The sequence below is a fragment of the Cupriavidus sp. a3 genome, assembly GCF_051015765.1.
GTDB lineage: Bacteria > Pseudomonadota > Gammaproteobacteria > Burkholderiales > Burkholderiaceae > Cupriavidus > Cupriavidus oxalaticus_A.
The window spans coordinates 35,977-58,608 of record NZ_CP170644.1; the positions used below are offsets into that span (position 1 = coordinate 35,977).

Consider the following 22,632-nt stretch of genomic DNA (forward strand, 5'->3'; position numbering starts at 1 on the left):
CTAGGCCGGCACGGCAAAGCGTACCCAATTCTGCGTGCCACAAACGAGACTCACAACCGATATATACTCGCGCAAATACGTGAGAAAAACTGACTGAAAATCCCGATGCACTGGCTGGGCTGGATCCGCTTTTTCGAGGCTGCCGCACGCCACGAGAGCTTCGTGCGCGCGGCCGAAGAACTGCACCTGACCCACGGCGCGGTCAGCCGGCAGATCCGCCAGCTGGAAGACACGCTCGGCGTGGCACTGTTCGAGCGGCGCAACCGCGGCGTCTTCCTGACCGATGCGGGGCGCACGCTGTTCGCCGCCGCTTCACAGTCAATGGAGATGCTGGCCGGCGCCGCGGCGCGCATCCGCACCCAGCCGCCTGGCCGGGCGCTGGTGCTGTCGTGCGAGCCGACCGTGGCAATGCGCTGGCTGATCCCGCGCCTGCCGCGCTTTGCCGCGCGCCACCCTGACATCCCGCTGCACCTGATGGCGGCGGGCGGCCCGATCGATTTCGCGCGCAGCGGCGCCGACCTGGCGCTGCGGCGCAATGACTTCGCCTTCGAGCCGCGCTGGCACGCGCGCGAGGTGGCGCAGGAATGGGTCGGGCCGGTGTGCCGCCCGCTGCTGGCCCAGGGTCCCGCCGCTGTTCCGGCACGGCTGCATACGCGCACCCGGCCCTATGCCTGGCAACGCTGGCTGGCTGCCGCCGGCCCTGACGCGCAGGCCGTCCGCTTCGAGGGCGATGCCTGGTACGAGCACTTCTACCTGAGCCTGCAGGCCGCGGCGGCGGGCCTCGGCTGGGCCATGGCTTCGCGGCTGATGGCCGCCGACGAGATCGCCGACGGGCGCCTGGCTGCCCCGTTCGGCTTCACGCCGGACGGGTCGGCGTACCATCTGTTGTCGCCGGCGCCGTTCGAGCACGACACGCGCCGGCTGCTGCTGCTCGCGTGGCTGCGCGACGAGGCGCAGGCAATGCTGGCGCCGGCCGCATCCCCGGCGGGGCCGCCATTGGAGCCGAAGGACGCCTGAAAGCGGCGCAGGCGCTACCCCCCGTAAGTCTGTGCTCAAGTTCTGCCACAGTTTTGCCGAAGGTGTCGCCATGAGTCTTGCCGGACGCGGGGGCACGCGCTTAACATGCGGCGCGCGGCCGGCAGGCCGACTGGCTGCCGCGCCCCCACTACACCCCCAGCCGGCGGCATCCCGCTATACCAGACGTTGCGTGAATCCATGAATCAGCACGAAGCCACCGGGGCCGGCACCGGAACCGAGACCGACACTGCCGCCGCCGACACGCCGGCGGACGATCGTTACCGCCTCACGCACAACTCCCAGATCGGCACCGTGCTGCGCGACCTGTCGTGGCAGAAGTGCATGCTGAGCGTGCGCACCCGTACCGGGCACCAGTTCGTCACCTCGATCCTGCAGGTCGATCCGGTCAACCGGACCTTCGTGTTCGACTGGTGCAATGCCGACGCCGAGCGGCAGTCGCTGATGACCTCGGAAGAGAATGCATTCTCGGGTTTGCTGCGCGGCGTGCCGGTGAACTTTATGGTGGGGCAGCCGGCCGCGACCCGCTTCGAGCAAGGCCCGGCCTTTGTCGTCGAATTTCCGGAGAAGCTCTATCACTTCCAGCGCCGCCGCCATTTCCGCGCGCGCACACTGGTGACCAAGGGCTACCGCTGCGAAATCCGGGGCGCCGACAATGCGCTGCTGTGCCTGGACATTGCCGACCTGTCGCTGTCCGGCGTCGGGCTGCGCTCCAAGAGCGTCACCGAGGAACAGTTGCCGGTCGGTACCACCGTGGCCAAGTGCCGTCTCGACTTCCGCGAGCTGGGCAAGGTCGAGCTCGACCTGCAGGTGGTTGGCCACTGGCTGGTCGGCCATGACGGCAACGCCATCCACCACTTCGGCTGCGCCTTTATCAATCCGGACGGCCGTATGGAGAACTTCCTGCAGCGGCTGGTATTCGCGCTGGAGCTGGCGCACCGGGGCTGAACATCCCGGCGCGCGAGGCGCGGCCCGTCAGGAGCCGATCAGCCGCCCGATGGCCGCCGCGGCTTCGCGCATCGGCGGCAGCAGCCGCGTGATCATCTCGCTTTCCGGTACGCGCGCGGCGCGCACGCTCACGCTCAGGCCAGCCAGCACGATGCCGGAGGCCGAGCGCACCGGCACGGAAATCGCGCGCAGGCCCGGCTCCAGCTCCTCGTCGACGATCACGTAGTCGACTTCGCGTGCCCGCGCGAAGCATGCCTCCAGCTCCTGCCGCGACACCTTGGTCTGCAGCGTGCGCGGACGCAGCTCGGCATGCTCGAAAAAGCCGTCGAGCACCGAGGCCGGCTGGTGCGCCAGCAGCAGCCGGCCGTTGGAGGTGCAGTAGGCCGGCAGGCGGCTGCCCATGCCCAGCGAGTAGTTCAGGACCCGCTGCACTTCGGAGCGGACCAGGTAGAGGATGTCGGTGCCGTCGAGGATGGCCAGCGCGCAGGTCTCGTGGATGCGCGCGCTCAGGTTGTCCAGGATCGGCTGCGCCAGCGACACCAGCGAGGTCGAAGAGAAATACGCATGCCCCAGGTGCAGCACCCGCGGGCGCAGCGCGAACTGGCCCTCCTGCTGGCTGACATAGCCAAGCTGCTCCAGCGTATAGAGGCAGCGCCGCACCGAGGCGCGCGACAGCTGCGTGCGCTGCGCCACCTGCGAGATGGTCAGCGGACGCTTGCGTTCCGAGAAGGCCTCCAGCACGGTCAGCCCGCGCGCCAGCGACAGCATGAAATTGGGATCGCCGGCAAAGCTGCTCAGCAAATCGGCCTGCGGCCGGGCGACGCGGACGGTGTCGGCCTGTGCATGGCCGAGACCGATGGGGCGGAGGACTTCCATTGGGCTGTGCTTGTCCGGGTTCGTTGTTCGATAATCGCGCAATCTTAAACCGGCTTGGCGCAACGGGCCAGCATTGCGTGCATCCAACTGTGTCCCGGTGGCCACGATGCGCGTTTAGTGATCGATGCGATACCTCCCGAGCAGGTGGCGTTGCACCAGCACCGTCAGGAAGCCCGCCGCCATGAAGGTCAGCGTGGCCACCAGCGAGCGCACCGGACCACGCGACAGGCCGCTGTGAAATGGTGAAACCGATCTGCATGGAAACCTCCGCGAGTGCGGCCGGCAGCGCGGCCCGAGGCGGGGATAGGAGGTGGGCAACCATGCTCGCGGCCGTTGCCCGAATGCGGCGACCGCCCATAAAAAAGTCGCCGCTGGGGCAGCGGCGACCGGGGAAGGGTCGTCATTCAAGAGGGGGTCTTGCTGACGGGAAAAGTATAGACCTTTGAATTAAGACATTACATACAACTTCGGTGGGGTACGCTCGCATCACACGCGCGGCCCACGTTGCGGTGGACCCGCGTCTCAGAACGGCTTGCCGAGGAAGAGGTAGAAGCTGTATGTCCCGGCCGCGGCCCGGCCATAGGCGAAATAGAGTGGCCCGAGCGGGCTGTCCAGCGCCAGGAACAGCGATCCCGACTTGAGCAGCCCGGTCGGGCTTCCCGGCACCAGCGGCGCACCCATGCGGCCTGCCTCCAGCGAGAAGCCGGCGTAGATGCCCTGCAGCAGCGTCTGCCGCGCCAGTTTGTTGTAGTAGACCAGCCGCGCAAACTGCAGGTTGCCGCCCAGCAGTTGCCCGGTCGCATAGCCGGATTGCTGCAGGAAGCCGCCCCACTGGAACAGGTCATAGCGCGGCAGCGGGTTGCCGACATTGGTGCCGGCCTTGAGCCCGAGCGACACGGTATGGTTTCCGATCGAATGGGCATACACCAGGTCGCCCTGCGCCTTGATATAGGAATCGTCGGCACCGAGTCCCGGTTGCGAGGCATAGACCCGCAACGAGCCAGCATAGCCGAAGCGCGGGAAGTCGACGCTGTCGAGCTGGTCGAAGAAGAGCCGGCCGGTAATTGCGCCGCGCTTGATCCTGCCGGGGCCCGGCGACAGCGCCTCCGGGCCGGTGCTCAGCGTGGCGTCCAGCGTGCCGGTCTGCACGCCCAGCCGCAGCTCACCGTACTTGGTGAACTGGCTGCCCACGTCCAGCGCTACGTCAAGGCGGCGCAGGTCATAGGTGGCCAGGCGGGTGCTGCCCTGGAACACGTTGACCGGGCGGCGCTCCAGCTCGATGCGCGGGGCGATGAAGAAGTACTGGCGCGTGTTCAGCGGCTGGTAGAACTCGCTCGTCAGCGAAGTAGTCTGGCCCACCTGGAGATCGGTGCGCCATTCGGCGCCAAGCGAGTTCAGCCAGGTGCGCCGGTAGCTGCCGATCAGGTTGAAGAACGCATCGCCGCGGAAGTCCGTGCTGAGCCCGAGGCCAAAGCGCAGGTAGTCCGGCCCGTACGATTTCTCGACCGCATTGACCACTAGGATGCGCTTGCCCGGCTCTTCCATGATGCCGTAGTTGACGTGCTCGAAGTCGCCGGTGCCGAACAGCCGCCGCATGTCCTGGTCGAGCGTGGCCTGGTCAAGCGGCTCGCCCGGCTTGGTCTCCATCACCGCCGTCGCAAACTCGGGATTGACGCGGTGCAGCGGCGCCAGTTCGATCGCATCCACCGGCCGCGTGTCGGGCGGCGACACCGCCTGCTGCGCCGCGCGCAGCTGCGCATACTGCGCCGGCGGCAGTGCCAGCGGCGCGAGGCGCTCGGCCACCTTGCGCGCCGCGGCTTCGCCGATGGGGATGGTGGCGGTCAGGTGGTCGAAGTCGGTCGCGGAAAAATCGCCGAGCGCGGGCTCGATCAGCACGTCGGCGGGGCCCAGCGAGGCCAGCGAGGCGCGCACGTTCTGCTCGGTCAGGATGTTGAGCATCTGGCCTGTCACGCCGATGACCGAGGTCAACTCCTCGCGCTTCATCAGCGGCGTGCCGAGGTTGACGGCGATGATGACATCGGCGCCCATCGCGCGCGCCACGCCGACCGGCAGGTTGTCGGTGAGCCCGCCGTCGACCAGCAGCCTTCCCTGGTATTCCGCCGGCGCCACCGCGCCCGGCACCGACATGCTGGCGCGCATCACGTTGGCCAGCTCGCCGGCGTTGAACACGACCGGCGTGCCGGCGACGAGGTCGGTGGCGACGGCGCGGTAGGGGATCGGCAGCTTGTCGAAGTCGCGGTAGCCGGGCGTGCGCGCCAGCTGGCGCAGCACCGTCTCAAGCTGCACGCCCGAGACCGCGCCCTTGGGCAGCAGCAGCCCTCTCGTTTGCACGCCGATCTCGGGCGTGAACAGGTTGGTGAAATCGTCCTGCTTGCGGCGCACGGTCAGGTCCTTGCGCGGCGGGCGTTCCTTGAACAGCTTTTCGGTGCTCAGCCCGCTGACCAGCCGTTCCATCTCGGCGGGCGACATGCCGGTGGCATAGGCGCCGCCCACCAGCGAGCCCATGCTGGTGCCGGCGATGCAGTCCACCGGCACGCGCAGATCCTCCAGCACCTTGAGCACACCGATATGCGCGGCGCCGCGCGCACCGCCGCCGGACAGCACCAGGCAGATGCGCGGACGCGCGCCGCGGGCCGGCGCGGCGCTCACGGCGGGTGTGTCGATCGCGGCGGGTGCCGGGGGCATGATCGCTGGTGCCGGCGCGAGTGCGGAGTCAGGCGTTGCGTCCGGCGCTGCGTCCGGCGCGGCCCGGGCGCCAACGGCAAGGCAAGCCGCCAGCGCGAGCGCTGCCAGCCGCAGGATCCGCAACCCCCAGGGTGTGGCTGCCTTCATGTCGTCGTCCGTTCAGCAGGCAGCCGCAATGCGGCGCCGGTTGCCCGGTCTGTGCGCGGCCGGGATGGGCGTCGGCTTATCTTCGGGCAAAACGCGGCGCACGGGCCGCCTGGAGTGCGCGCCGCAAAACAATTCATCATGCCGCTCGGAAGCGTGCAGATCGGTATCCGCTGCCGGGAGCGCACTGCACAGGCCGCTTGCAGTGACTAAGATGAACGCAGACCAGGGCGGGCGCAGCCCGCAGAGAGGGGGAATCGCCATGACCGCACTGGTGGAGTGGACCCGCGAACATACCTGCCGGCTGTTCCCGATGTCGGCCGAATACCATCGCGCCGGGGGCAGCGAGGTGCAGGTGAGCTGGCAGGCCGAGCCGCCCGGCTCGCCCGGCCGCTGCCGCATCAGCGCGTCGCTGGCATTCGACCAGGACGTGATTGACGCCGTCTACCTGGCCGACCCGGCCGAGCTGGCCCGCATCGGCGCGCGGCTGGCAGACGTGGTGGCGCGCTGGCTTGCCGACGACGACATCGCCTGCCTGTCCGGCACCGCGCTGGTGATCCCGGTCGGAAGCGTGCTGCTGAACCACTGAGCGCCACTTGGCCCGGCGCTGCAGCCACGTGGCGGGTGGCGGGGTGGTCGGCGGCGTGGTGGGCGGCGTGGGGGCGGCGTGGTTGGCGCCGGCGGCATATACTGGCGGCTGATCCGCCATTTCCGCCCGCAGCGGCGTGCAGTCCGTGTCCCAAGTGTCTCCCGTCAACCCTGTCGCCAACCCCGCGGACGACCCGCGCCCCGTGCCGCCCGAACGGCCCGGCGACGACGAATGCTGCGGCTCCGGCTGCGATCCGTGCATCTTCGATTTCTACTACCAGGAGCTGGACCGCTATCGCGAGGAACTGCGCGCGTGGGAGGCGCGCCACGCGGCGCGGCACGCGGAGGATCCGGCCAGTTGAACGCGCTGCTCGACTTCGTGCGGCGCCATCCGCGCCTGTTCGTGCTGACCGGCGCCGGCATCAGCACGGATTCCGGCATCCCCGGCTATCGCGACGCGCGCGGCCAGTGGCAGCGTTCGCAACCGATCACGCTGCAGGCCTTCCTAGGCTCGCACGCCGGGCGCCAGCGCTACTGGGCGCGCAGCATGCTTGGCTGGCCGGTGGCGTGGCAGGCGCGGCCCAACGGCGCGCACCATGCGCTCGCCCGGCTGGGCGAGCATGGCCGCCTGGGCGCGCTGGTCACGCAGAATGTCGACGGCCTGCACCAGCGCGCCGGCAGCCGCGACGTGATCGAGCTGCACGGCAGCCTGGCCAGCGCCATTTGCCTGGACTGCGGCGCACGCCATGACCGCGCCGGCCTGCAGGACTGGCTGCTGGACCAGAACGCCGCGCTGCGCGACGTGATCGCCGAGCCCGCCGCCGATGGCGACGTGCATTTCGAATCGCCGCTGTTCGCGCAGTTCCGCGTGCCCGAGTGCGGGCGCTGCGGCGGCATCCTCAAGCCTGACGTGGTCTTCTTCGGCGAGTCGGTCCCGCGCGTGCGCGTCGATGCCGCGCGCGCGGCGCTCGAGGCCGCCGACGCGGTGCTGGTGGTGGGCTCGTCGCTGATGGTGTATTCGGGCTACCGCTTCTGTGTCTGGGCCGGGCAGATGGGCAAGCAGGTGGCGGCGCTCAACCTGGGCACCACGCGCGCGGACGATATGCTGGCGCTGAAGGTCGAAGCCGGCTGCGCGCCCACGTTGCAGGCGCTGGTGGCGCAGCTCGAACTCCGGCGCGACCCGGCACACCACCCGTTGACGCGGCCGCCTTGCAGGCATAGCATCGCCAGATCTTCGAATCCTTTCCCGATTTCGTCATGAACGCAGACCGCCAACGCCCCGTCATCGCCGCGCCACCGTGCGACGCGATGCCGCGCGTGCGTCGCCAGCCTGCGTTCGTCGCTGTCGCACCGCCGCCGTTCTCCGCCGGCGCGCATCCGCCCCCGCCGCCACGCGGCTGACGGGCGCGCATCGCGGCCCGCATCACAGCTCCCCGGTTTTCACGCCTGCGCGTGCCTGACGGCACGGCAGCCGCGCGCCTGTGCGCCGCTGCCGGCTGCCGCAGTTGCTATGCGCGCTTGCGCGCCGGGGTCTGCCAGGCTTTCGACAGATGACATCCATGACCACCGAAAAAGACTGCGCGGCGCAACTGGGCGCCGCGACCCACGCCCGGCATGCGGTATCCGCCGCGTTCTGGGCCACACCCCTGTTCGTGCTGCTGTGGAGCAGCGGCGCCATCGCGGCGCGCCTCGGGCTGGACCATGCCACGCCCTTTGCCTTGCTGACGCTGCGCTTCGCCATCACGCTGGCGGTGCTTGGCGCCATCGGCCTGGCACGCGGCCACCTGCTGCCGCCGCGCGGCGAACGGCTGCATGTGGCGCTGACCGGCCTGCTGCTGATTGGCGGCTACGCCGTGTTCTACTTCCTTGCGCTCGACCATGGCATGACGCCTGGTGTGCTGGCCACCGTGCTGGGCGCGCAACCGATGCTGACCCTGCTGCTGACCGAGCGACGCTACAGCACCACCCGCATCGCGGGCCTGGCGCTCGCGCTCGCCGGGTTGGCACTGGTGGTCGCCGACAGCCTGCTGCTGGCACGGCTTTCTGTGGCGGGCGTGTCGTGCGGGCTGGCAGCGCTGGCCTGCATGACCGTCGGCGCCATCCTGCAGAAGCGCATCGCGCGCGCGCCGGCGCAGGTGTTGCCGCTGCAGTATGGCGCCAGCCTCGCGGCATGCCTGCTGTGCCTGCCGTTCCAGCCCTTTGCCTTCGAGGTATCGCTGGCGTTCGCGCTGCCGCTGCTGTGGCTGACGCTCGGCATCTCGATCGGCGCCACGCTGTTGTTCTACCGCCTGATCCGCGCGGGCAACCTGGTCAATGTGACCAGCCTGTTCTACCTGGTGCCTGCGGGCACCGCGGTGCTGGACTACCTGCTGCTGGGCAACCGGATGGCGCCGCTGGCGCTTGCCGGGATGGCGGCGGTGCTGGCGGGACTGGCGCTGGTGTTCCGCGGCGCGCGCGAAACGGCGCGGCGTTAGCGGTTCTTCACTTCAACCCGCACTTCTTCCTTGCCGACCGTGATGGTCCCCGGCTCGACCTCCTTGCCGCCGAAGTGCAGTTCCTCGGGCTTGAAGGTATAGACCGGATAGTCCTTCAGCAGCTGCTGCGCAACGACCGCGCCAATGGCGTTGAGTTGCTCGCGGTACTGGGCCATGCCGGCAACTTCCACCTGTTGCACCGTGGGGTTGTCGAGCAGCACGGCCCGCTTGCCGGAGTCGTAGCGCACGCCGCTGTTGAGCGCCAGCTTGCCGTCGACCGGCGGCGAGGGCAGCAGCGCGTTGGTCAGGCGGGCCTCGACATGGGTGATGAGCCGGTTGCTGGCCTCGTCTAGCACCAGCCGGGGGTGGCTAAGCTGTACGGTCACCACTTCCGCGTAGCGCAGCGTGGCGGGAAAACGCTGATCCAGCGCGGCCTGCAGTTCCTGGCGGGTGAGCGTGTATTCGCCGGTCCAGACGTTGTAGCCGGCCAGCGCGGGCGTAGCCGCGGCGAAGACGGCCGCGGCGGCAAGGAGCAGGGAGGGGCGCAGGCGCATGTGGCGGATGGTGCGCGCCTTGACGGCGCGGCGTGGATGGAGTCAGCCAGTCAGACCGCGCGCGCGGGATGGCGTTCCGTCACATAGCCCCGGCGCGCATGCGCGCAGGTCAGTAATGCGGCGGGATTTCCTGCAGGGGATCGGACTCTGCCGCCGTCGACGTGGCGCTGCGCAATTGCTGGTACAGCGCGCGGAACTGCTCCTGCAGCAGGTCGATCTGCTGCTGCTGGCGCGCCACCGTGGTGTTGAGCGTTTCGAGCAGGTCTTCCTGGAAGGCGAGCTTGATTTCGAGTTCGGTGATGCGTTCGTCCATGGCGCGTGGCTGTCGTGGGTTCGCCGGTTTCTCCGGCTGGCGGCGCGCATTGTAATCCCGTATGCCGATGCCGCCGGCGAAACCGCACGCGCCGCGCTTACTTCTGCTCGGTGATCAGCATCCACATGACGCCAAAGCGGTCGCTCACCATGCCAAATTGCTCGGCGAAGAAAGTCTTGTCCAGTGGCATCACCACCTGGCCACCTTCCTTCAGGCCGTTGAAGGCATTTTCCACCCCGGCCTTGTCGGCAAAGCTGATTGTCAGCCCGAAGCCCTCGAACTTGGGCTGGTTCGAGCAGCGGCCGTCGGAAGCCATGATCACGCTGTCGCCGATCTGGAATTCCATGTGCATGACTTTGTCTTCCGTTCCCGGAGGCGCCTGGCAGCCGGGGTCGGCCTTTTGCGGCTCGGGATTTTCCTTGAACGTCATCCGCATATTGACCTTGGCGCCAAGGGTCTTCTTGTAGAACTCGACAGCTTCATCGCAACGGCCTTCAAAAAAGAGATAGGGCTGGACTTGCATGACAACTCCTGTAGAGAGAGCCTCCCGGGCGGGGCAGGCAGGAAGAACCTAGCCGGCGTACGGACGATGGCCTCGGGGATCCGGCAACGGGCGCAACGATTTGTGTACGCCGTCCACAATACCTTAGCAAACCAAGTGGCTGGTGTCCACATCAATGCGGGATCGGCCTCGGCTGGGGCGTGCATGCCGGGCTGTAGAATGCCCGCGAACCGTCACTATCCGGCTCTCGCCTGAACACCTTAGACATCCGGAGCTGCCTTGCGTTACGAATTGACCGACCTGCGCCTGTTCCAGGCGATCGCCGATGCACAAAGTCTTTCCGGCGGCGCTTCGGCCACGCATATCACCGCGTCGGCGGCCAGCTACCGGCTGAAGAACCTCGAGCATGCGATGGGCACGCCGCTGTTTGTGCGCACCGCGCGCGGCATGGAGCTGACGCCGGCCGGCGAGACATTGCTGGTCCATGTGCGCGAGCTGCTGCTCGGCGTCGAGCGCATGCACGGCGAGGTGGGCCGTTTCTCGGCGGGACTGAAGGGCAATATCCGGCTGCTGGCCAACAGCAGCTCGCTCAATGGCTTCATCATCCCGAGCGTGAGCCGCTTCCTGCTGGCCAACCCGGACGTGAACATCGACCTCGAAGAACGCGCCAGCCAGTCGATCCTGACCGCGGTCGCGGCGCATGAAGCCGACGTCGGCATTCTCGCCGGCGACTTCGAGACCACCGGCGTGCGCTCGGTGCGCTATGCGCGCGACGAACTGATCCTGGCGGTCGCGGCGGAGCATCCGCTGGCGCGCGAGCCGGAGGTTCGCTTCGGCGCGGCACTGGCTTTCGACTTTGTGTGCATGAGCCGCACCAGCAGCAACTTCCTGTTCCTGCGCGACATGGCGCAGCGCGCGGGCAAGAGCCCTAACGTGCGCCTGCATGCGCACAGCTTCGACGCGGTGCTGTCGCTGGCCGAGGCGGGGGTCGGGGTGGCACTCGTGCCGCGCAGCGTGGCGGCACAAGCGCTGCGCGATGCGCGCGTGGCGGGGGTGCGGCTGGCCGAGCCCTGGGCACTGCGCGAGCTCAACCTGATCGTGCGCGCCGACGGCAAGCTGCCGTCATTTGCCGAGGCGTTCGCGCAGTTCCTGCTCAACGATCCGCGCGTGGTGGCCACGCGCGAGGGCGGCGCCGTGGCCGGCACGGCGCCGTAATAGCGCAACCAGGGCGCGCAGGTCAGCGCTTCCGGTTCAGGAACGTGGCCATATGCTGCTGCGGCTCGCCGGTGTCGAACGCGCTGCCGAATTCCGCCACGCTGTTGTTGATCGAAACATCGACCGGCGCATCTTCCCATTCGCGCAATAAACGCTTCTGCTGACGCACGGCAACGGGACCGAAGCCCGCCAGCAGCGCGGCCACCCGCTCGACCTCCTGGTCCAGCGCATCCAGCGGCACCACGCGGCTGACCAGCCCCCACTGCAGCGCGTCTTCGGCGTTGGCGATCTCGCCCGTGAGCAGCAGCCATGACGCGCGCGCATTGCCGATCAGGCGCGGCATCAGCGCCGCGTGGATCACCGACGGGATGCCGACCTTGACCTCGGGCATGCCGAGCTGCGCATTGTCGGCGGCGATGCGGATGTCGCACGCCAGCGCCAGCTCCAGCCCGCCGCCCAGGCACCAGCCCGGCATGCGCGCGATCACCGGCGCCGGGCAATGGCGCACCGCGTCGCAAAGGCGGCGCAGGCCGCTGATGAATGCCTGCGCGCTGGCGCGGTCCAGCGCGGCCATTTCCTTGATATCGGCGCCGCCGACAAAGCCCTTGTCGCCGCTGCCGCGCAGCACCACCACGCGCACCGCATCGTTGGCGGCCAGCGCCTCGATCGCGCGCGTGACCGAGGCGATCACCGGCGTGCCGAGGATGTTGAGGGAACCCGCGTCGCGGATGGTGACGGTGGCAATGCCGCGCGCGTCGACGTCGACGCCGGCGTATTGTTCCTGGATGGTTTCGCTCATGTCGTTCCTTGCTGGTGGCTGGCTTACTGGAGCCTGGTGAACCGGATATCGTCGACGACCTTCTTCCAGTGCGCATTCTGCCCGCGCACCAGGTCGGAGAAGGCCTGGCGCGAGGTGGGCGCGGGGATCGCGCCCTGCTTCTCGATCGCGGCGATCACGTCGGGTTCGGCCAGCACCTTGCGCACGGCCTGGTTCAGCTTGTCGAGGATGGGGGCGGGCGTGCCGGCCGGCGCGCCGAGCCCGAACCACGACGGGTTGTTCATCGCCGGCAGGCCGGCTTCGGCATAGGTCGGCACGTTGGGCAGCACCTTCAGGCGCTGCTTCGCCGCAACCGCAAGCGGCTTCAGCCGGCCACCCTGGATCAGCGCGGACGACGAGGGGATGTTGTCGAACACGACCTGGATCTGGCCCGCGACCGCATCGTTGAGCGCCGGGCCCAGGCCCTTGTAGGGCACATGCAGCATGCGCGTGCCGGTGGCGTTCATGAACAGCTCGCCGTTCATGTGGCTCAGGCCGCCGTTGCCCGACGAGCCAAACGAGTACTTGCCGGGATTGGCTTTCAGCAGCCTGATGAACGCCTGCAGGTCGGTGGCCGGAAACGACGGGTTGACCACCAGCACGTTCGGCACGTCGGCGAGGTTGCTGATCGGTGCGAAGTCCTTCACCGGGTCATACGCGGTCTTGACGTAGACGTTGGGATTGACCGCGTGCGAGCTTTCCACCTCCATCACCAGCGTGTAGCCGTCGGCGGGCTGCTTGGCGGCATAGGCGCTGCCCACCGCGCCGCCGGCGCCCGGGCGGTTCTCGACCACCACCGGCTGGCCCAGCACCGGGCCCAGATGGGTGCCGACGATGCGGGCGATGATGTCGGTGGTGCCGCCCGCGGCGTAGGGCACGACCAGCTTGATCGGGCGGTCGGGGTAGGCGCTGGCCTGCGCGGCGCCGGCAGTGGCGAGCGCTGCGAACAGGGCAACGGTGGAAAGGACTGGCTTCATCGGTTGTCTCCGGAGCAGGGTTTGTGTGTCTTGCAGGGCAATCAATTCGCGGCGCTCTGCTCGCCCAGCAGCGGCGGCGGCATGAGCGGGCCGTCGTGGCCCGCCAGCATCGGGTTGCGCACCATCGGCACGCGGCCCATGACGGGATGCTCCGCTACCCGCATCAGGCCGCGGTGCTGCACCTGCGGGTGGGCGAAGACTTCGTCCATGGTGTGGATCGGGCCCCAGGGCACGCCGTTGGCGTCGAACGCTTCGGTCCATTCGATGCGCGTGCGCGTGGGGAAAAGCTCGGCCAGCAGCGCGCGCAGCGCCGGCAGGTGCTCGATGCGCGCCGAATTGGTGGCGTAGCGCGGGTCTTGCGCCAGCTCGGGCATGCCCGCCACCGCGCAGAAGCGCGCGAACTGGCCGTCATTGCCGATCGCCAGGATCAGGTGGCCGTCGGCGCAGCGGAACACTTCATACGGCGCGCAGTTGGGATGCGCATTACCGCTGCGCTGCGGGTTCTGACCAGAGACCAGGTAGTTGGCGGCCTGGTTGGCATTCATCGCCACGGCCACGTCGAGCAGCGCGATATCGAGATGCGCGCCCGCACCGGTCGACTGCCGCTGGTACAGCGCGGCCAGCACCGCCGAGGTCGCATACATGCCGGTGCTCAGGTCCACCACCGCCACGCCGGTGCGCAGCGGCCCCGCGCCCGGGGCGCCGTCGGGCTGGCCGGTATAGCTCATCAAGCCGCCCATGCCCTGGAACACGTAGTCATAGCCGGGCTTGTCGGCCATCGGCCCGTCCTGGCCGAAGCCGGTGATCGACAGGTAGACCAGGCGTGAGTTGATTGCCTTTAGGGCTTCGTAGTCGAGCCCGTAGCGACGCAGCGTGCCGACCTTGTAGTTCTCGACCAGCACGTCGGCCTCGCGCGCCAGCTCGCGCACCTGCGCGGCGCCTTCCGGCGTGCTGTAGTCGATTGCCACCGAGTGCTTGCCGCGGTTGCAGCAGATGAAGTACCCCGACAGGCGCGGACCGCCTTCGGTGCCGGCCGGCGCGTCGAGGTAGGGCGGGCCCCAGCCGCGGGTGTCGTCGCCGCGCCGGGGATGTTCGACCTTGGTCACCTCGGCGCCCAGGTCGGCCAGGTTCTGGGTGCACCAGGGACCGGCGAGGATGCGCGACAGGTCCAGGACCCGGATCCCTTGCAGGGCGCGATGCAGCATGACGACTCCGCTCTCAAAACGACGATGCGGCGCAGTATAGGGAGGGGTCCCGGGAGCTAACCAGTCGAGAGTTTTGAAGGGCGCGTTCGCGGCTTTTCAACGCTCCGCCGGGGTGCGGCCCGCGACCCGGCATTGGCCTGCGTTTGGCGCGTGGGCGCTGCCGTGTCACAATTCGCGTTTGGCACTGACTCGGCCCGTGACTCGGCCGGCCGCGTCGCCGTGCTTCCGCGCGCTGGCACCCTTCCGGGCGACGCGGCGGGAGCCCGCCCAAGAGCCGACAAATTCACTTAGATTTCTGGCGATGACTACCATCCTGCAGCACATTCCTACCGGCGAGCGCGTCGGTATCGCCTTCTCCGGCGGCCTTGACACCAGCGCGGCACTCCTCTGGATGCGCCAGAAGGGCGCCGTCCCCTACGCCTACACCGCCAACCTGGGCCAGCCCGACGAGCCCGACTACGACGATATCCCCCGCCGCGCCAAGGCCTACGGCGCCGAGGAAGCCCGCCTGGTCGACTGCCGCACGCAACTGGTGGCCGAGGGCATCGCCGCCCTGCAGTGCGGTGCGTTCCACATTTCCACCGCCGGCATCACCTACTTCAACACCACCCCGATCGGCCGCGCCGTCACCGGCACCATGCTGGTCGCCGCGATGAAGGAAGATGGCGTCAACATCTGGGGCGATGGCAGCACGTTCAAGGGCAATGACATCGAGCGCTTCTACCGCTACGGCCTGCTGACCAACCCCGGCCTGCAGATCTACAAGCCGTGGCTGGACCAGCAGTTCATCGACGAACTGGGCGGCCGCGCCGAGATGTCCGAGTTCATGCGCCAGAACGGCTTCGACTACAAGATGTCGGCCGAAAAGGCGTACTCGACCGACTCCAACATGCTGGGCGCCACCCACGAGGCCAAGGACCTGGAGCACCTGGATTCGGGCATCCGCATCGTCCAGCCGATCATGGGCGTGCAGTTCTGGCGCGATGACGTCGAAGTCAAGCGCGAGGAAGTCACCGTGCGCTTCGAGGAAGGCCAGCCGGTCGCGCTGAACGGCCAGACCTTCGCCAACAGCGTCGACCTGTTCATGGAAGCCAACCGCATCGGCGGCCGCCATGGCCTGGGCATGAGCGACCAGATCGAAAACCGCATCATCGAAGCCAAGAGCCGCGGCATCTACGAAGCCCCGGGCCTGGCGCTGCTGTTCATCGCCTACGAGCGCCTGATCACCGGCATCCACAACGAAGACACCATCGAGCAGTACCGCGACAACGGCCGCCGCCTGGGCCGCCTGCTGTACCAGGGCCGCTGGTTCGACCCGCAATCCATCATGCTGCGCGAAACCGCCCAGCGCTGGGTGGCCGGCGCCATCACCGGCGAAGTCACCATCGAACTGCGCCGCGGCAACGACTACTCGATCCTGAACACCACCTCGCCCAACCTGACCTACAAGCCGGAACGGCTGACGATGGAAAAGGGCGAGTCGATGTTCACGCCGCTGGACCGGATCGGCCAGCTGACCATGCGCACGCTGGATATCGTCGATACGCGCGAGAAGCTGCAGACGTACGCCAAGACCGGCCTGCTGTCGACGCAGGTGAGCGCTTCGCTGCCGAAGCTGGAAGACTGAGTGGGGTCGCGCCGGTTGGCACGATTTGCCAGGTAAGCAAAACCGGCGCCTTTGGGTGCCGGTTTTTTTTCGCCGTCTCCGGCAACACCGGCTGGACGGCTCAGCGCGTGTTGTGTAAAGTTGCGCAAATGAAGAGCGCGGACCTGATCAGGCAACTGATGTCCGACGGCTGGTATTTGACGCACATCGTCGGATCGCACCATCAGTTCAGGCACCCCACCAAACCAGGAAAGGTAACGGTGCCTCACCCGAAGAAAGACCTGCCACTCGGCACGGTGCGCAGCATCCTCAAGCAGGCCCGCCTCCGGTAACAGAAAATTTTTTCTGATCGCCCCATGCTATATCCCGTCCATATCGAGCCCGGCGACGCAAAGCACGCCCACGGCATCTCGTTTCCGGATTTCCCCGGATGCTTTTCCGCTGCCGATGACTGGGCGGACATTCCAGCCAACGCGCAGGAGGCTGTCGAAGCCCACTTTGCCGACGGGGAGCCGATTCCCGAACCATCCAGTCCGGAGCGCTGGTTTCATCATCCGCAGTATCAGGGCGGCATCTGGATGCTGGTCGACATCGACTTGTCGCGCGTCAACACAAGAGCCGTACGGGTGAACATCAGCTTGCCAGAGCGCTTGGTCCAGCAAATCGATGATGCTGCCAAAAGCCGGCATATGAGCCGATCGGCATTTCTCGCGCTGGCGGCACAGCACGAGATGGAACAAGGCTGATCGGCGGCTGACGCGATTCCCCATTGCGGCAGCGTACACTGTGGCCTCGAGACCACCGGAGCCACCCCCCATGCCCTCCCTCCGTACCCTCTACCCCGAAATCGAGCCCTACCACTGCGGCACGCTCGATGTCGGCGACGGCCACGTGCTCTATTACGAGCGCGTCGGCACGCCGGGCGCCAAGCCGGCGGTGTTCCTGCACGGCGGCCCCGGTGGCGGGATCTCGGCCGACCATCGGCGCCTGTTCGACCCGGCGCGCTATGACGTGCTGCTGTTCGACCAGCGCGGCTGCGGACGATCGACGCCGCATGCCGGGCTGGAGCACAACACCACGTGGCACCTGGTCGACGATATCGAGCGGCTGCGCGAACTTGCCGGCGTGGAGCGCTGGCTGGTCTTCGGCGGCTCCTGGGGCTCGACGCTCGCGCTGGCCTATGCGCAGAAGCATCCGCGGCGCGTCAGCGAACTGGTGCTGCGCGGCATCTACACGGTGTCGCAGGCAGAGCTGGACTGGTACTACCAGTATGGCGTGTCCGAGATGTTCCCCGAGAAATGGGAGCGCTTCCAGGCGCCGGTGCCCGAAGCGGAGCGCGGCAACATGATGGCGGCCTATCGCAAGCTGCTGACCGGCGACGACAAGGACAAGCAGGTCGAAGCCGCGCGTGCCTGGAGCGTGTGGGAAGGCGAGACCATCACGCTGCTGCCGGATGCCGGCAACAGCGCCAAGCATGACGACAGCCACTTCGCGCTTGCCTTTGCGCGGCTGGAGAACCATTACTTCACGCACCGCTGCTGGCTGGAGGATGGCCAGCTGCTGCGCGATGCGTACAGGCTGGCGGATATTCCCGGGGTCATCGTACATGGCCGCTATGACATGCCGTGCCCGGTACGCTATGCGCATGCCCTGCACAAGGCCTGGCCGAAGGCCGATTTTCACCTGATCGAAGGGGCGGGCCATGCGTGGACGGAACCGGGGATCATGGACCAGCTGATCGCCGCCACGGACCGCTTCGCCGCGGCGTAGTGCTGGCGCGCCGACAGGAGACCACGATGCAGCTCTTCGCACGCGCCGTCGACGAGGCGCGGCCCTATCGCTCGCTCTTTCCGCCGGGCGCGCCGGACCGGGACTGAAAGCAGCCGGCGATCGCCGGCGGCAAGCGACAGGATGCCATTCGCGCCTCCGGCCGCCGCTCAGCGCAAGCGGCCATGTGTCGCGAGCAAGGTCAGAGGACGCGCCAGCAGTGTACTGGCCAGCGCCATCAGCAGCAGCCCCGAGAATGCCGTCGTGCTGATGACGCGCGCGTCCAGCAGCACGGTCAGCACCACCACCTCGACCAGTCCCTTGGTCTGCAGCAGCGCGCCCAGCGCGAGCGACTTGCGCCAGCCCATGCCCGCGCGCAGCGCCGGCAGCGCAACGCCGGCCATCTTGCCGGCAATGGCGACGACCAGCGACAGTGCGGCGATCCACAGCGTCATCGGTTCCTGCAGCGAAATCTCGGTACGCAGCCCGGCGGCAAGGAAGAAGAATGGCAACAGCACCACCACCGTCATCGGTTCCAGCTGCTGGCGCACGCGCTGTGCCGCCTGCGACGGCCAGGCCAGCCCGGCGACGAAGCCGCCCATCACGTGATGCAGCCCGGCCAGCTCGCCCAGGAATGCCGACGCCAGCACCAGGAAGAAGGCGACCGCCAGCAGCAGTTCCGTGTCCTGCGCGCGGCGCAGCAGCCAGGCGAGCGCGGGGCGCACCACGCCGAACATGAAGGCGAGGTAGGCGCCGGCGCGCACTCCGGTCACCAGCGCGCTGGCGCCTTGCTGGCTGCCCTGCTGCAGCAGCACCAGCGTCAGGAACAGCCACACCCACGCGTCATTGACCGCCGCGCAGCGCAGCGCGAGCTGGCCCAGCGGCGTGCCGGTCAGCCGCATCTCGCGCAGCAGCGCGCCTAGCACGGGCAGCGCGGTGACCGCGGTGCAGATCCCCATCGCGCAGGCGAACCAGTAGGGATCGGCATGCTCGCCCGCCACCGGCCAGCCGGCGCGGATCATCCACCATCCCGTCACGCCGCCGAGCACGAACGGCGCCGCGATGCTGCCCAGCGAGATGCGCAGGGTGTCATGCCAGTGCGTCGTCGCCGCGTCTTCGCGCAAATGCAGGCCGGTCAGGAAGCAGAACAGCGTCACGGCGAGCCATTGCAGGCCGGACAGCATCGGCAGGTGATCGGGGCCGAACAGCGCCGACCAGCGCTGGGGCGCCAGCTGGCCGAACACCGACGGCCCGAGCAGGATGCCGGCCAGCACCTGCACCGCCACCAGCGGAAAGGCGGCCTGCAGGCCCGCGCCGCGCCACAGCAGGTAGGGAAGCGCCACCACCAGCATGGCCTGCAGGAAGAAGATGCTTACCGCGTTCATCGGATCTCCCCGGCCATGCCTTACCCGAACATCCCGCCGTTGACCGAAATCACCTGCCGCGTGATATAGCCGGCATCGGGCGACAGCAGGAAGGCGACGGTGGCGGCAACCTCGTCCGGCGTGCCCATGCGCCGCGCCGGGATCAGGCGCAGCGCTTCCTCGCGCACGTGCGCCTCGACCATGTCGGTGTCGATCAGGCCGGGCGCGACGCAGTTGACCGTGATGGCGCGCTTGGCCAGTTCGATGGCGAGCGCCTTGGTGGCGCCGATGATGCCCGCCTTGGCGGCGCTGTAGTTGGCCTGCCCGCGGTTGCCGACCAGTCCGGAGACCGACGACAGCGTGACGATGCGGCCAGGCTGGCGGCGCTGCACCATCGGCATCACCACCGGGTTGAGCACGTTGTAGAAGGCATCGAGGTTGGTGTGCACCACCTCGTCCCATTCGGCGCCGGTCATGGCCGGGAAGGCCGCGTCGCGGGCCAGCCCGGCATTGCAGACCACGCCGTAGTAGCAGCCGTGCGTGGCGATGTCGGCCAGCAGCGTGGCCGCTGCCTCGTCGCGGCGGCTGACGTCGAAGCACAGCACGCGCGACCTGCTGCCATGGGCGCGCACCGCGTCGGCCACGGCTTCGGCTTCGTCGCGGCGTGCGCGGCAATGGACCACCACGTCATAGCCATCGCGCGCCAGGCGCAGCGCGATGGCGCGGCCGATGCCACGCGACGATCCGGTGACCAGTACGGTCGGATTGGTCATGCTTGTTGTCCTTGCAGAATTGCCATGCCGGCTCGGCGGCGGTCAGACGTTGCAGAATTCTTCCAGCACCGCCATGCGGCGGCGCGGATCGGCGACGAACGGGTTGTTGCGGTCCCAGGCATATCCGGCCAGCACCGCGCTGATCATGCTGCGGATCTCCGGCGTGGCATTGGGGTAGAAAATCAGCTTCTGGAAGCGGCCTTCATACCATGCTTCGACAAAGACGCGGAAGCAATCCACGCCCGCTCGCAGCGGCTGCGCGAAATCCTTCTCCCAGTCCACCGCTTCGCCGCCGAGCTGGCGCACCAGGCACTCCACGGCCAGGCTGGCCGACTTGAAGGCAATGGTGACGCCGGAGGAAAACACCGGATCGAGGAATTCGCCGGCATTGCCGAGCAGCGCGTAGCCATTGCCCCACAGCGAACTGACGTTGGCCGAATAGCCCGCGATCTGCCGCGCCGGGGTGTCCCAGCAGGCATCGGCAAGCAGGCTCGCCAGCCCGGGCTCCTCGGCCACCAGCGCGCGCAGCCGCTCGGTCTCGGTGCCGGTGTAGTTGTCCAGGAACGCCTTCTCCGCCACCACGCCGAGCGAGCAGCGGCCGTCCGAGAACGGGATGGTCCAGTACCAGACATCCGGGTGCTGCGGATGCACGCTGATCAGGATCTTGTTGCGGTCGAAGCCCCCCGGCGCGATCCGGTCCTCGACATGGGTGAAGAGCGCGCTGCGCACCGGGAAGCCCGACGGCGACTCCAGCTTGAGCAGGCGCGGCAGGATGCGGCCGAAGCCCGAGGCATCGAGCAGGAATTTCGCGCGCACCCGGTACCGGCTGCCGTCCGGCGCGCGCACCGTCACCTCGGGCTGCGCGCCGCTGACATCGACGTTCTCGACCAGATGCGCGAAACGGACCTCGGCGCCCTGGCGTGCCGCCTCGCGGATCAGCACATCGTCGAAGCGGGCACGCTGCACCTGGTAGGTCGTGCCCCAGCCGGGAGAGAATTTTTCGCGGAAGTCGAAGGCGGTGTGCTGGCCGGCGCGGGAGAACGCGGCGCCGTTCTTGTACTGGAAGCCGGCTTCGACCACCGCGCGCAGCATGCCGGCGCTTTCGATATAGGCCATGCTCTGCGGCAGCAAACTCTCGCCGATCGAAAAGCGCGGGAAGATTTCCTTCTCGATCACCAGTACCGGGATTCCGTGCTTGCGCAGCAGGCCCGCCGCGACCGAGCCGGCCGGGCCTGCGCCGATGATGACGACATCCGTGGTTTCCGTTTGCATGGTGTCCGATCCTTGTTCCTGGTCAGGCCGGCGGGGTGGGCGCCGCCGGCAAACGCAAGAATATGGCGGTAAATCGTCGCCAGTTGGCGTTCCAGCAACATCTTGAAACCATTTCAGGGCGCTGTCGCGCGGAATCGGGTGTGCAGCAAAGGTGCTGCAAGGGGTGCAATAAAAAGCGCATGGCGGCCGCGTTTATTTCGCTGCCCGCCATCTGACGGTGCGCTTGCCGGCAAGCCTGCCCAACTCCCGGCAAAATGTGGGACCGTGGTCACACCCCCCTTCCGGAGAATCCCATGCCAGCCACCACCATGCCCTACCGCCGCCTCGGCGTCAGCAACCTGCGCGTTTCAGCGCTGTGCCTGGGCACCATGATGTTTGCCGACCAGACCGACGAGGCCGAGGCGGCGCGCATCGTTGCCAGCGCGCGTGACCACGGCGTGAATTTCATCGATACCGCCGATGTCTACACCAAGGGCGCGTCGGAGCAGATGGTCGGCCGGCTGCTGACCGCGAACCGCCACGACTGGGTGCTGGCGACCAAGCTCGGCAACGTAATGCAGCCCGCGCCCAACCACTCGCACTACTCGCGCGTGTGGATCACGCGCGCGGTCGAGGACAGCCTGCACCGGCTCGCGACCGACTACATCGATATCCTCTACCTGCACCGCGACTATCCCGGCGAGAACCTGGAAGAGGCGGTCCGCGCGATGGGCGACCTGGTGCGCAGCGGCAAGATCCGCTACTGGGCGGTGTCGAACTTCCGCGGCTGGCGCATTGCCGAGATCGCGCGGCTGTGCGGCGAGCTGGGCGTGCCGCGCCCGGTGGCCTGCCAGCCGTACTACAACCTGCTGAACCGCCTGCCCGAGGTGGAGATCCTGCCGGCTTGCGAGCACTACGGCCTGGGTGTGGTGCCCTACAGCCCGGTGGCGCGCGGCGTGCTGACCGGCAAGTACGCGCCCGGACAGGCGCCGGAACAGGGCACGCGCGCCGGCCGTGCCGACCGCCGCATGATGGAAACCGAATTCCGCGAGGAATCGCTGGTGATCGCACAGCAACTCAAGGCGCATGCCGAGGCGCGCGGCCTGACGCCGGGGCAGTTCGCCACGGCGTGGGTGCTGGCCAACCCCATCATCTCGTCGGTTATCGCGGGGCCGCGCACGCTGGCGCAGTTCGAAGATTACTTCGGTGCGCTCGGGGCTGCGATCACGCCCGACGAAGAATCGATGATCGATGCGCTGGTCGCGCCGGGGCATGCGTCGACCCACGGCTACAACGACCCGGGCTACCCGTTCGGGGGACGGCCGGTGGCACGCGCGCAGCAGGCATGACAGCGACGCACGCCGGCGGTGCAGGGCACGCCGGCATGTGGCGCAAGCGCGTCTCCGAATGACGCGCGTTAGCGACGGCGCGATGCACGGCGAGGGTCAATAACGCCATGACCTCGCGCATGCTTGATGCACGCCGGCCAGACTCCTACTAATATCAAGACAGGCGGC

23 protein-coding genes and 2 pseudogenes are annotated in these 22,632 nt (G+C 68.1%); 13 read left to right on the forward strand and 12 right to left on the reverse strand.

Going from position 1 to position 22,632, the window contains the following annotated elements; translation table 11 throughout:
* Window positions 1-105: 105 nt before the first annotated feature.
* Both ACAD63_RS22060 and ACAD63_RS22065 read left to right on the forward strand, forming a co-directional pair.
* The gene (locus ACAD63_RS22060; protein WP_434034342.1) at window positions 106-1,017 is read left to right on the forward strand and encodes a LysR family transcriptional regulator; all 912 of its coding nucleotides are present in this window, start codon (window positions 106-108) and stop codon (window positions 1,015-1,017) included.
* A 198-nt stretch (window positions 1,018-1,215) separates the two neighbouring features.
* Window positions 1,216-1,983, forward strand: coding sequence for a flagellar brake protein (locus ACAD63_RS22065; RefSeq protein ID WP_133095594.1), 768 nt, complete (start codon window positions 1,216-1,218; stop codon window positions 1,981-1,983).
* Window positions 1,984-2,010: 27 nt separating this feature from the next.
* Here the strand turns inward: ACAD63_RS22065 and ACAD63_RS22070 are convergent, their stop codons facing one another.
* The 3 genes and pseudogenes from ACAD63_RS22070 to ACAD63_RS22080 form a co-directional block, all read right to left on the reverse strand.
* Window positions 2,011-2,859, reverse strand: coding sequence for an IclR family transcriptional regulator domain-containing protein (locus ACAD63_RS22070; RefSeq protein ID WP_135703333.1), 849 nt, complete (start codon window positions 2,857-2,859; stop codon window positions 2,011-2,013).
* Between the two features lie 114 nt (window positions 2,860-2,973).
* Window positions 2,974-3,090 (reverse strand): annotated as a pseudogene (locus ACAD63_RS22075) (YeeE/YedE family protein); the annotation flags it as partial.
* 291 nt (window positions 3,091-3,381) lie between these two features.
* Window positions 3,382-5,712, reverse strand: coding sequence for a patatin-like phospholipase family protein (locus ACAD63_RS22080; protein WP_135703331.1), 2,331 nt, complete (start codon window positions 5,710-5,712; stop codon window positions 3,382-3,384).
* Between the two features lie 211 nt (window positions 5,713-5,923).
* On the opposite strand from ACAD63_RS22080, the gene ACAD63_RS22085 reads away from it, so the two are divergent.
* The 4 genes from ACAD63_RS22085 (at window position 5,924) to ACAD63_RS22100 (ending at window position 8,771) form a co-directional block, all read left to right on the forward strand.
* Window positions 5,924-6,298, forward strand: a complete 375-nt coding sequence (locus tag ACAD63_RS22085; protein ID WP_434034343.1) for a hypothetical protein — start codon at window positions 5,924-5,926, stop codon at window positions 6,296-6,298.
* A 145-nt stretch (window positions 6,299-6,443) separates the two neighbouring features.
* A complete protein-coding gene (locus ACAD63_RS22090) occupies window positions 6,444-6,659 on the forward strand; it encodes an oxidoreductase-like domain-containing protein (protein ID WP_371704433.1) in 216 nt (71 codons plus the stop codon).
* Window positions 6,656-7,558, forward strand: coding sequence for an NAD-dependent protein deacetylase (locus ACAD63_RS22095; protein ID WP_434034344.1), 903 nt, complete (start codon window positions 6,656-6,658; stop codon window positions 7,556-7,558). The genes ACAD63_RS22090 and ACAD63_RS22095 overlap by 4 nt, the downstream gene beginning before the upstream one ends.
* Before the next feature lie 298 nt (window positions 7,559-7,856).
* Window positions 7,857-8,771 (forward strand): DMT family transporter, encoded by a 915-nt coding sequence (locus tag ACAD63_RS22100; RefSeq protein WP_195430349.1) that lies wholly within the window; start codon window positions 7,857-7,859, stop codon window positions 8,769-8,771.
* Here ACAD63_RS22100 and ACAD63_RS22105 read toward each other — a convergent pair.
* From ACAD63_RS22105 to ACAD63_RS22115, 3 genes are all read right to left on the reverse strand, one after another.
* Window positions 8,768-9,325: a DUF1439 domain-containing protein gene (locus tag ACAD63_RS22105; RefSeq protein ID WP_135703329.1), complete on the reverse strand. Its 558-nt coding sequence runs from the start codon at window positions 9,323-9,325 to the stop codon at window positions 8,768-8,770. The genes ACAD63_RS22100 and ACAD63_RS22105 overlap by 4 nt on opposite strands.
* Window positions 9,326-9,434: 109 nt before the next feature.
* Window positions 9,435-9,638 (reverse strand): SlyX family protein, encoded by a 204-nt coding sequence (locus ACAD63_RS22110; RefSeq protein ID WP_133095601.1) that lies wholly within the window; start codon window positions 9,636-9,638, stop codon window positions 9,435-9,437.
* 97 nt (window positions 9,639-9,735) lie between these two features.
* Complete coding sequence (locus ACAD63_RS22115) at window positions 9,736-10,161, reverse strand: VOC family protein (protein ID WP_133095602.1); 426 nt, start codon at window positions 10,159-10,161, stop codon at window positions 9,736-9,738.
* Window positions 10,162-10,419: 258 nt separating this feature from the next.
* Between ACAD63_RS22115 and ACAD63_RS22120 the strand changes: the two genes are divergently transcribed.
* Window positions 10,420-11,355: a LysR family transcriptional regulator gene (locus ACAD63_RS22120; RefSeq protein ID WP_133095603.1), complete on the forward strand. Its 936-nt coding sequence runs from the start codon at window positions 10,420-10,422 to the stop codon at window positions 11,353-11,355.
* A gap of 22 nt (window positions 11,356-11,377) precedes the next feature.
* Here the strand turns inward: ACAD63_RS22120 and ACAD63_RS22125 are convergent, their stop codons facing one another.
* From ACAD63_RS22125 to ACAD63_RS22135, 3 genes are read right to left on the reverse strand one after another with little or no spacing between them, the layout of a single operon-like run.
* The gene (locus tag ACAD63_RS22125) at window positions 11,378-12,154 is read right to left on the reverse strand and encodes an enoyl-CoA hydratase (protein ID WP_135703328.1); all 777 of its coding nucleotides are present in this window, start codon (window positions 12,152-12,154) and stop codon (window positions 11,378-11,380) included.
* Between the two features lie 23 nt (window positions 12,155-12,177).
* Window positions 12,178-13,149 (reverse strand): Bug family tripartite tricarboxylate transporter substrate binding protein, encoded by a 972-nt coding sequence (locus ACAD63_RS22130; RefSeq protein ID WP_135703327.1) that lies wholly within the window; start codon window positions 13,147-13,149, stop codon window positions 12,178-12,180.
* Window positions 13,150-13,190: 41 nt separating this feature from the next.
* The gene (locus ACAD63_RS22135) at window positions 13,191-14,354 is read right to left on the reverse strand and encodes a CaiB/BaiF CoA transferase family protein (RefSeq protein ID WP_135703326.1); all 1,164 of its coding nucleotides are present in this window, start codon (window positions 14,352-14,354) and stop codon (window positions 13,191-13,193) included.
* Between the two features lie 301 nt (window positions 14,355-14,655).
* Here ACAD63_RS22135 and argG point away from each other — a divergent pair, with 301 nt between their 5' ends.
* The 5 genes and pseudogenes from argG to ACAD63_RS22160 all read left to right on the forward strand — a co-directional run.
* Window positions 14,656-15,981: an argininosuccinate synthase gene (gene argG, locus ACAD63_RS22140; RefSeq protein ID WP_135703325.1), complete on the forward strand. Its 1,326-nt coding sequence runs from the start codon at window positions 14,656-14,658 to the stop codon at window positions 15,979-15,981.
* 128 nt (window positions 15,982-16,109) lie between these two features.
* The gene (locus ACAD63_RS22145) at window positions 16,110-16,292 is read left to right on the forward strand and encodes a type II toxin-antitoxin system HicA family toxin (RefSeq protein ID WP_135703324.1); all 183 of its coding nucleotides are present in this window, start codon (window positions 16,110-16,112) and stop codon (window positions 16,290-16,292) included.
* 24 nt (window positions 16,293-16,316) lie between these two features.
* Window positions 16,317-16,706, forward strand: coding sequence for a type II toxin-antitoxin system HicB family antitoxin (locus tag ACAD63_RS22150; protein WP_135703323.1), 390 nt, complete (start codon window positions 16,317-16,319; stop codon window positions 16,704-16,706).
* Window positions 16,707-16,776: 70 nt separating this feature from the next.
* Window positions 16,777-17,730 (forward strand): prolyl aminopeptidase, encoded by a 954-nt coding sequence (pip, locus tag ACAD63_RS22155; protein WP_135703322.1) that lies wholly within the window; start codon window positions 16,777-16,779, stop codon window positions 17,728-17,730.
* 32 nt (window positions 17,731-17,762) lie between these two features.
* Window positions 17,763-17,837: pseudogene (locus ACAD63_RS22160) on the forward strand (glutathione S-transferase family protein); the annotation flags it as partial.
* Window positions 17,838-17,897: 60 nt separating this feature from the next.
* Here the strand turns inward: ACAD63_RS22160 and ACAD63_RS22165 are convergent.
* From ACAD63_RS22165 to ACAD63_RS22175, 3 genes are read right to left on the reverse strand one after another with little or no spacing between them, the layout of a single operon-like run.
* On the reverse strand, window positions 17,898-19,112 hold the full coding sequence (locus ACAD63_RS22165) for a cation:proton antiporter (protein ID WP_434034345.1): 1,215 nt from the start codon (window positions 19,110-19,112) through the stop codon (window positions 17,898-17,900).
* A 20-nt stretch (window positions 19,113-19,132) separates the two neighbouring features.
* Window positions 19,133-19,864, reverse strand: a complete 732-nt coding sequence (gene fabG / locus ACAD63_RS22170) for a 3-oxoacyl-ACP reductase FabG (RefSeq protein WP_133095610.1) — start codon at window positions 19,862-19,864, stop codon at window positions 19,133-19,135.
* A gap of 42 nt (window positions 19,865-19,906) precedes the next feature.
* Entirely contained in the window at window positions 19,907-21,136 is a 1,230-nt protein-coding gene (locus ACAD63_RS22175; RefSeq protein ID WP_434034346.1) for an NAD(P)/FAD-dependent oxidoreductase, read from the reverse strand.
* A 293-nt stretch (window positions 21,137-21,429) separates the two neighbouring features.
* Between ACAD63_RS22175 and ACAD63_RS22180 the strand changes: the two genes are divergently transcribed.
* On the forward strand, window positions 21,430-22,464 hold the full coding sequence (locus ACAD63_RS22180; RefSeq protein ID WP_195430341.1) for an aldo/keto reductase: 1,035 nt from the start codon (window positions 21,430-21,432) through the stop codon (window positions 22,462-22,464).
* Window positions 22,465-22,632 lie beyond the last annotated feature (168 nt).

Coding starts and splice junctions, on each gene's coding strand:
- ACAD63_RS22060 (WP_434034342.1), top strand. CDS start 106: ATGCACTGGCTGGGCTGGATCCGCTTTTTCGAGGCTGCCGCACGCCAC.
- ACAD63_RS22065 (WP_133095594.1), top strand. CDS start 1,216: ATGAATCAGCACGAAGCCACCGGGGCCGGCACCGGAACCGAGACCGAC.
- ACAD63_RS22070 (WP_135703333.1), bottom strand. CDS start 2,859: ATGGAAGTCCTCCGCCCCATCGGTCTCGGCCATGCACAGGCCGACACC.
- ACAD63_RS22080 (WP_135703331.1), bottom strand. CDS start 5,712: ATGAAGGCAGCCACACCCTGGGGGTTGCGGATCCTGCGGCTGGCAGCG.
- ACAD63_RS22085 (WP_434034343.1), top strand. CDS start 5,924: ATGAACGCAGACCAGGGCGGGCGCAGCCCGCAGAGAGGGGGAATCGCC.
- ACAD63_RS22100 (WP_195430349.1), top strand. CDS start 7,857: ATGACCACCGAAAAAGACTGCGCGGCGCAACTGGGCGCCGCGACCCAC.
- ACAD63_RS22105 (WP_135703329.1), bottom strand. CDS start 9,325: ATGCGCCTGCGCCCCTCCCTGCTCCTTGCCGCCGCGGCCGTCTTCGCC.
- ACAD63_RS22110 (WP_133095601.1), bottom strand. CDS start 9,638: ATGGACGAACGCATCACCGAACTCGAAATCAAGCTCGCCTTCCAGGAA.
- ACAD63_RS22115 (WP_133095602.1), bottom strand. CDS start 10,161: ATGCAAGTCCAGCCCTATCTCTTTTTTGAAGGCCGTTGCGATGAAGCT.
- ACAD63_RS22125 (WP_135703328.1), bottom strand. CDS start 12,154: ATGAGCGAAACCATCCAGGAACAATACGCCGGCGTCGACGTCGACGCG.
- ACAD63_RS22130 (WP_135703327.1), bottom strand. CDS start 13,149: ATGAAGCCAGTCCTTTCCACCGTTGCCCTGTTCGCAGCGCTCGCCACT.
- ACAD63_RS22135 (WP_135703326.1), bottom strand. CDS start 14,354: ATGCTGCATCGCGCCCTGCAAGGGATCCGGGTCCTGGACCTGTCGCGC.
- argG (WP_135703325.1), top strand. CDS start 14,656: ATGACTACCATCCTGCAGCACATTCCTACCGGCGAGCGCGTCGGTATC.
- ACAD63_RS22145 (WP_135703324.1), top strand. CDS start 16,110: ATGAAGAGCGCGGACCTGATCAGGCAACTGATGTCCGACGGCTGGTAT.
- ACAD63_RS22150 (WP_135703323.1), top strand. CDS start 16,317: ATGCTATATCCCGTCCATATCGAGCCCGGCGACGCAAAGCACGCCCAC.
- pip (WP_135703322.1), top strand. CDS start 16,777: ATGCCCTCCCTCCGTACCCTCTACCCCGAAATCGAGCCCTACCACTGC.
- ACAD63_RS22165 (WP_434034345.1), bottom strand. CDS start 19,112: ATGAACGCGGTAAGCATCTTCTTCCTGCAGGCCATGCTGGTGGTGGCG.
- fabG (WP_133095610.1), bottom strand. CDS start 19,864: ATGACCAATCCGACCGTACTGGTCACCGGATCGTCGCGTGGCATCGGC.
- ACAD63_RS22175 (WP_434034346.1), bottom strand. CDS start 21,136: ATGCAAACGGAAACCACGGATGTCGTCATCATCGGCGCAGGCCCGGCC.
- ACAD63_RS22180 (WP_195430341.1), top strand. CDS start 21,430: ATGCCAGCCACCACCATGCCCTACCGCCGCCTCGGCGTCAGCAACCTG.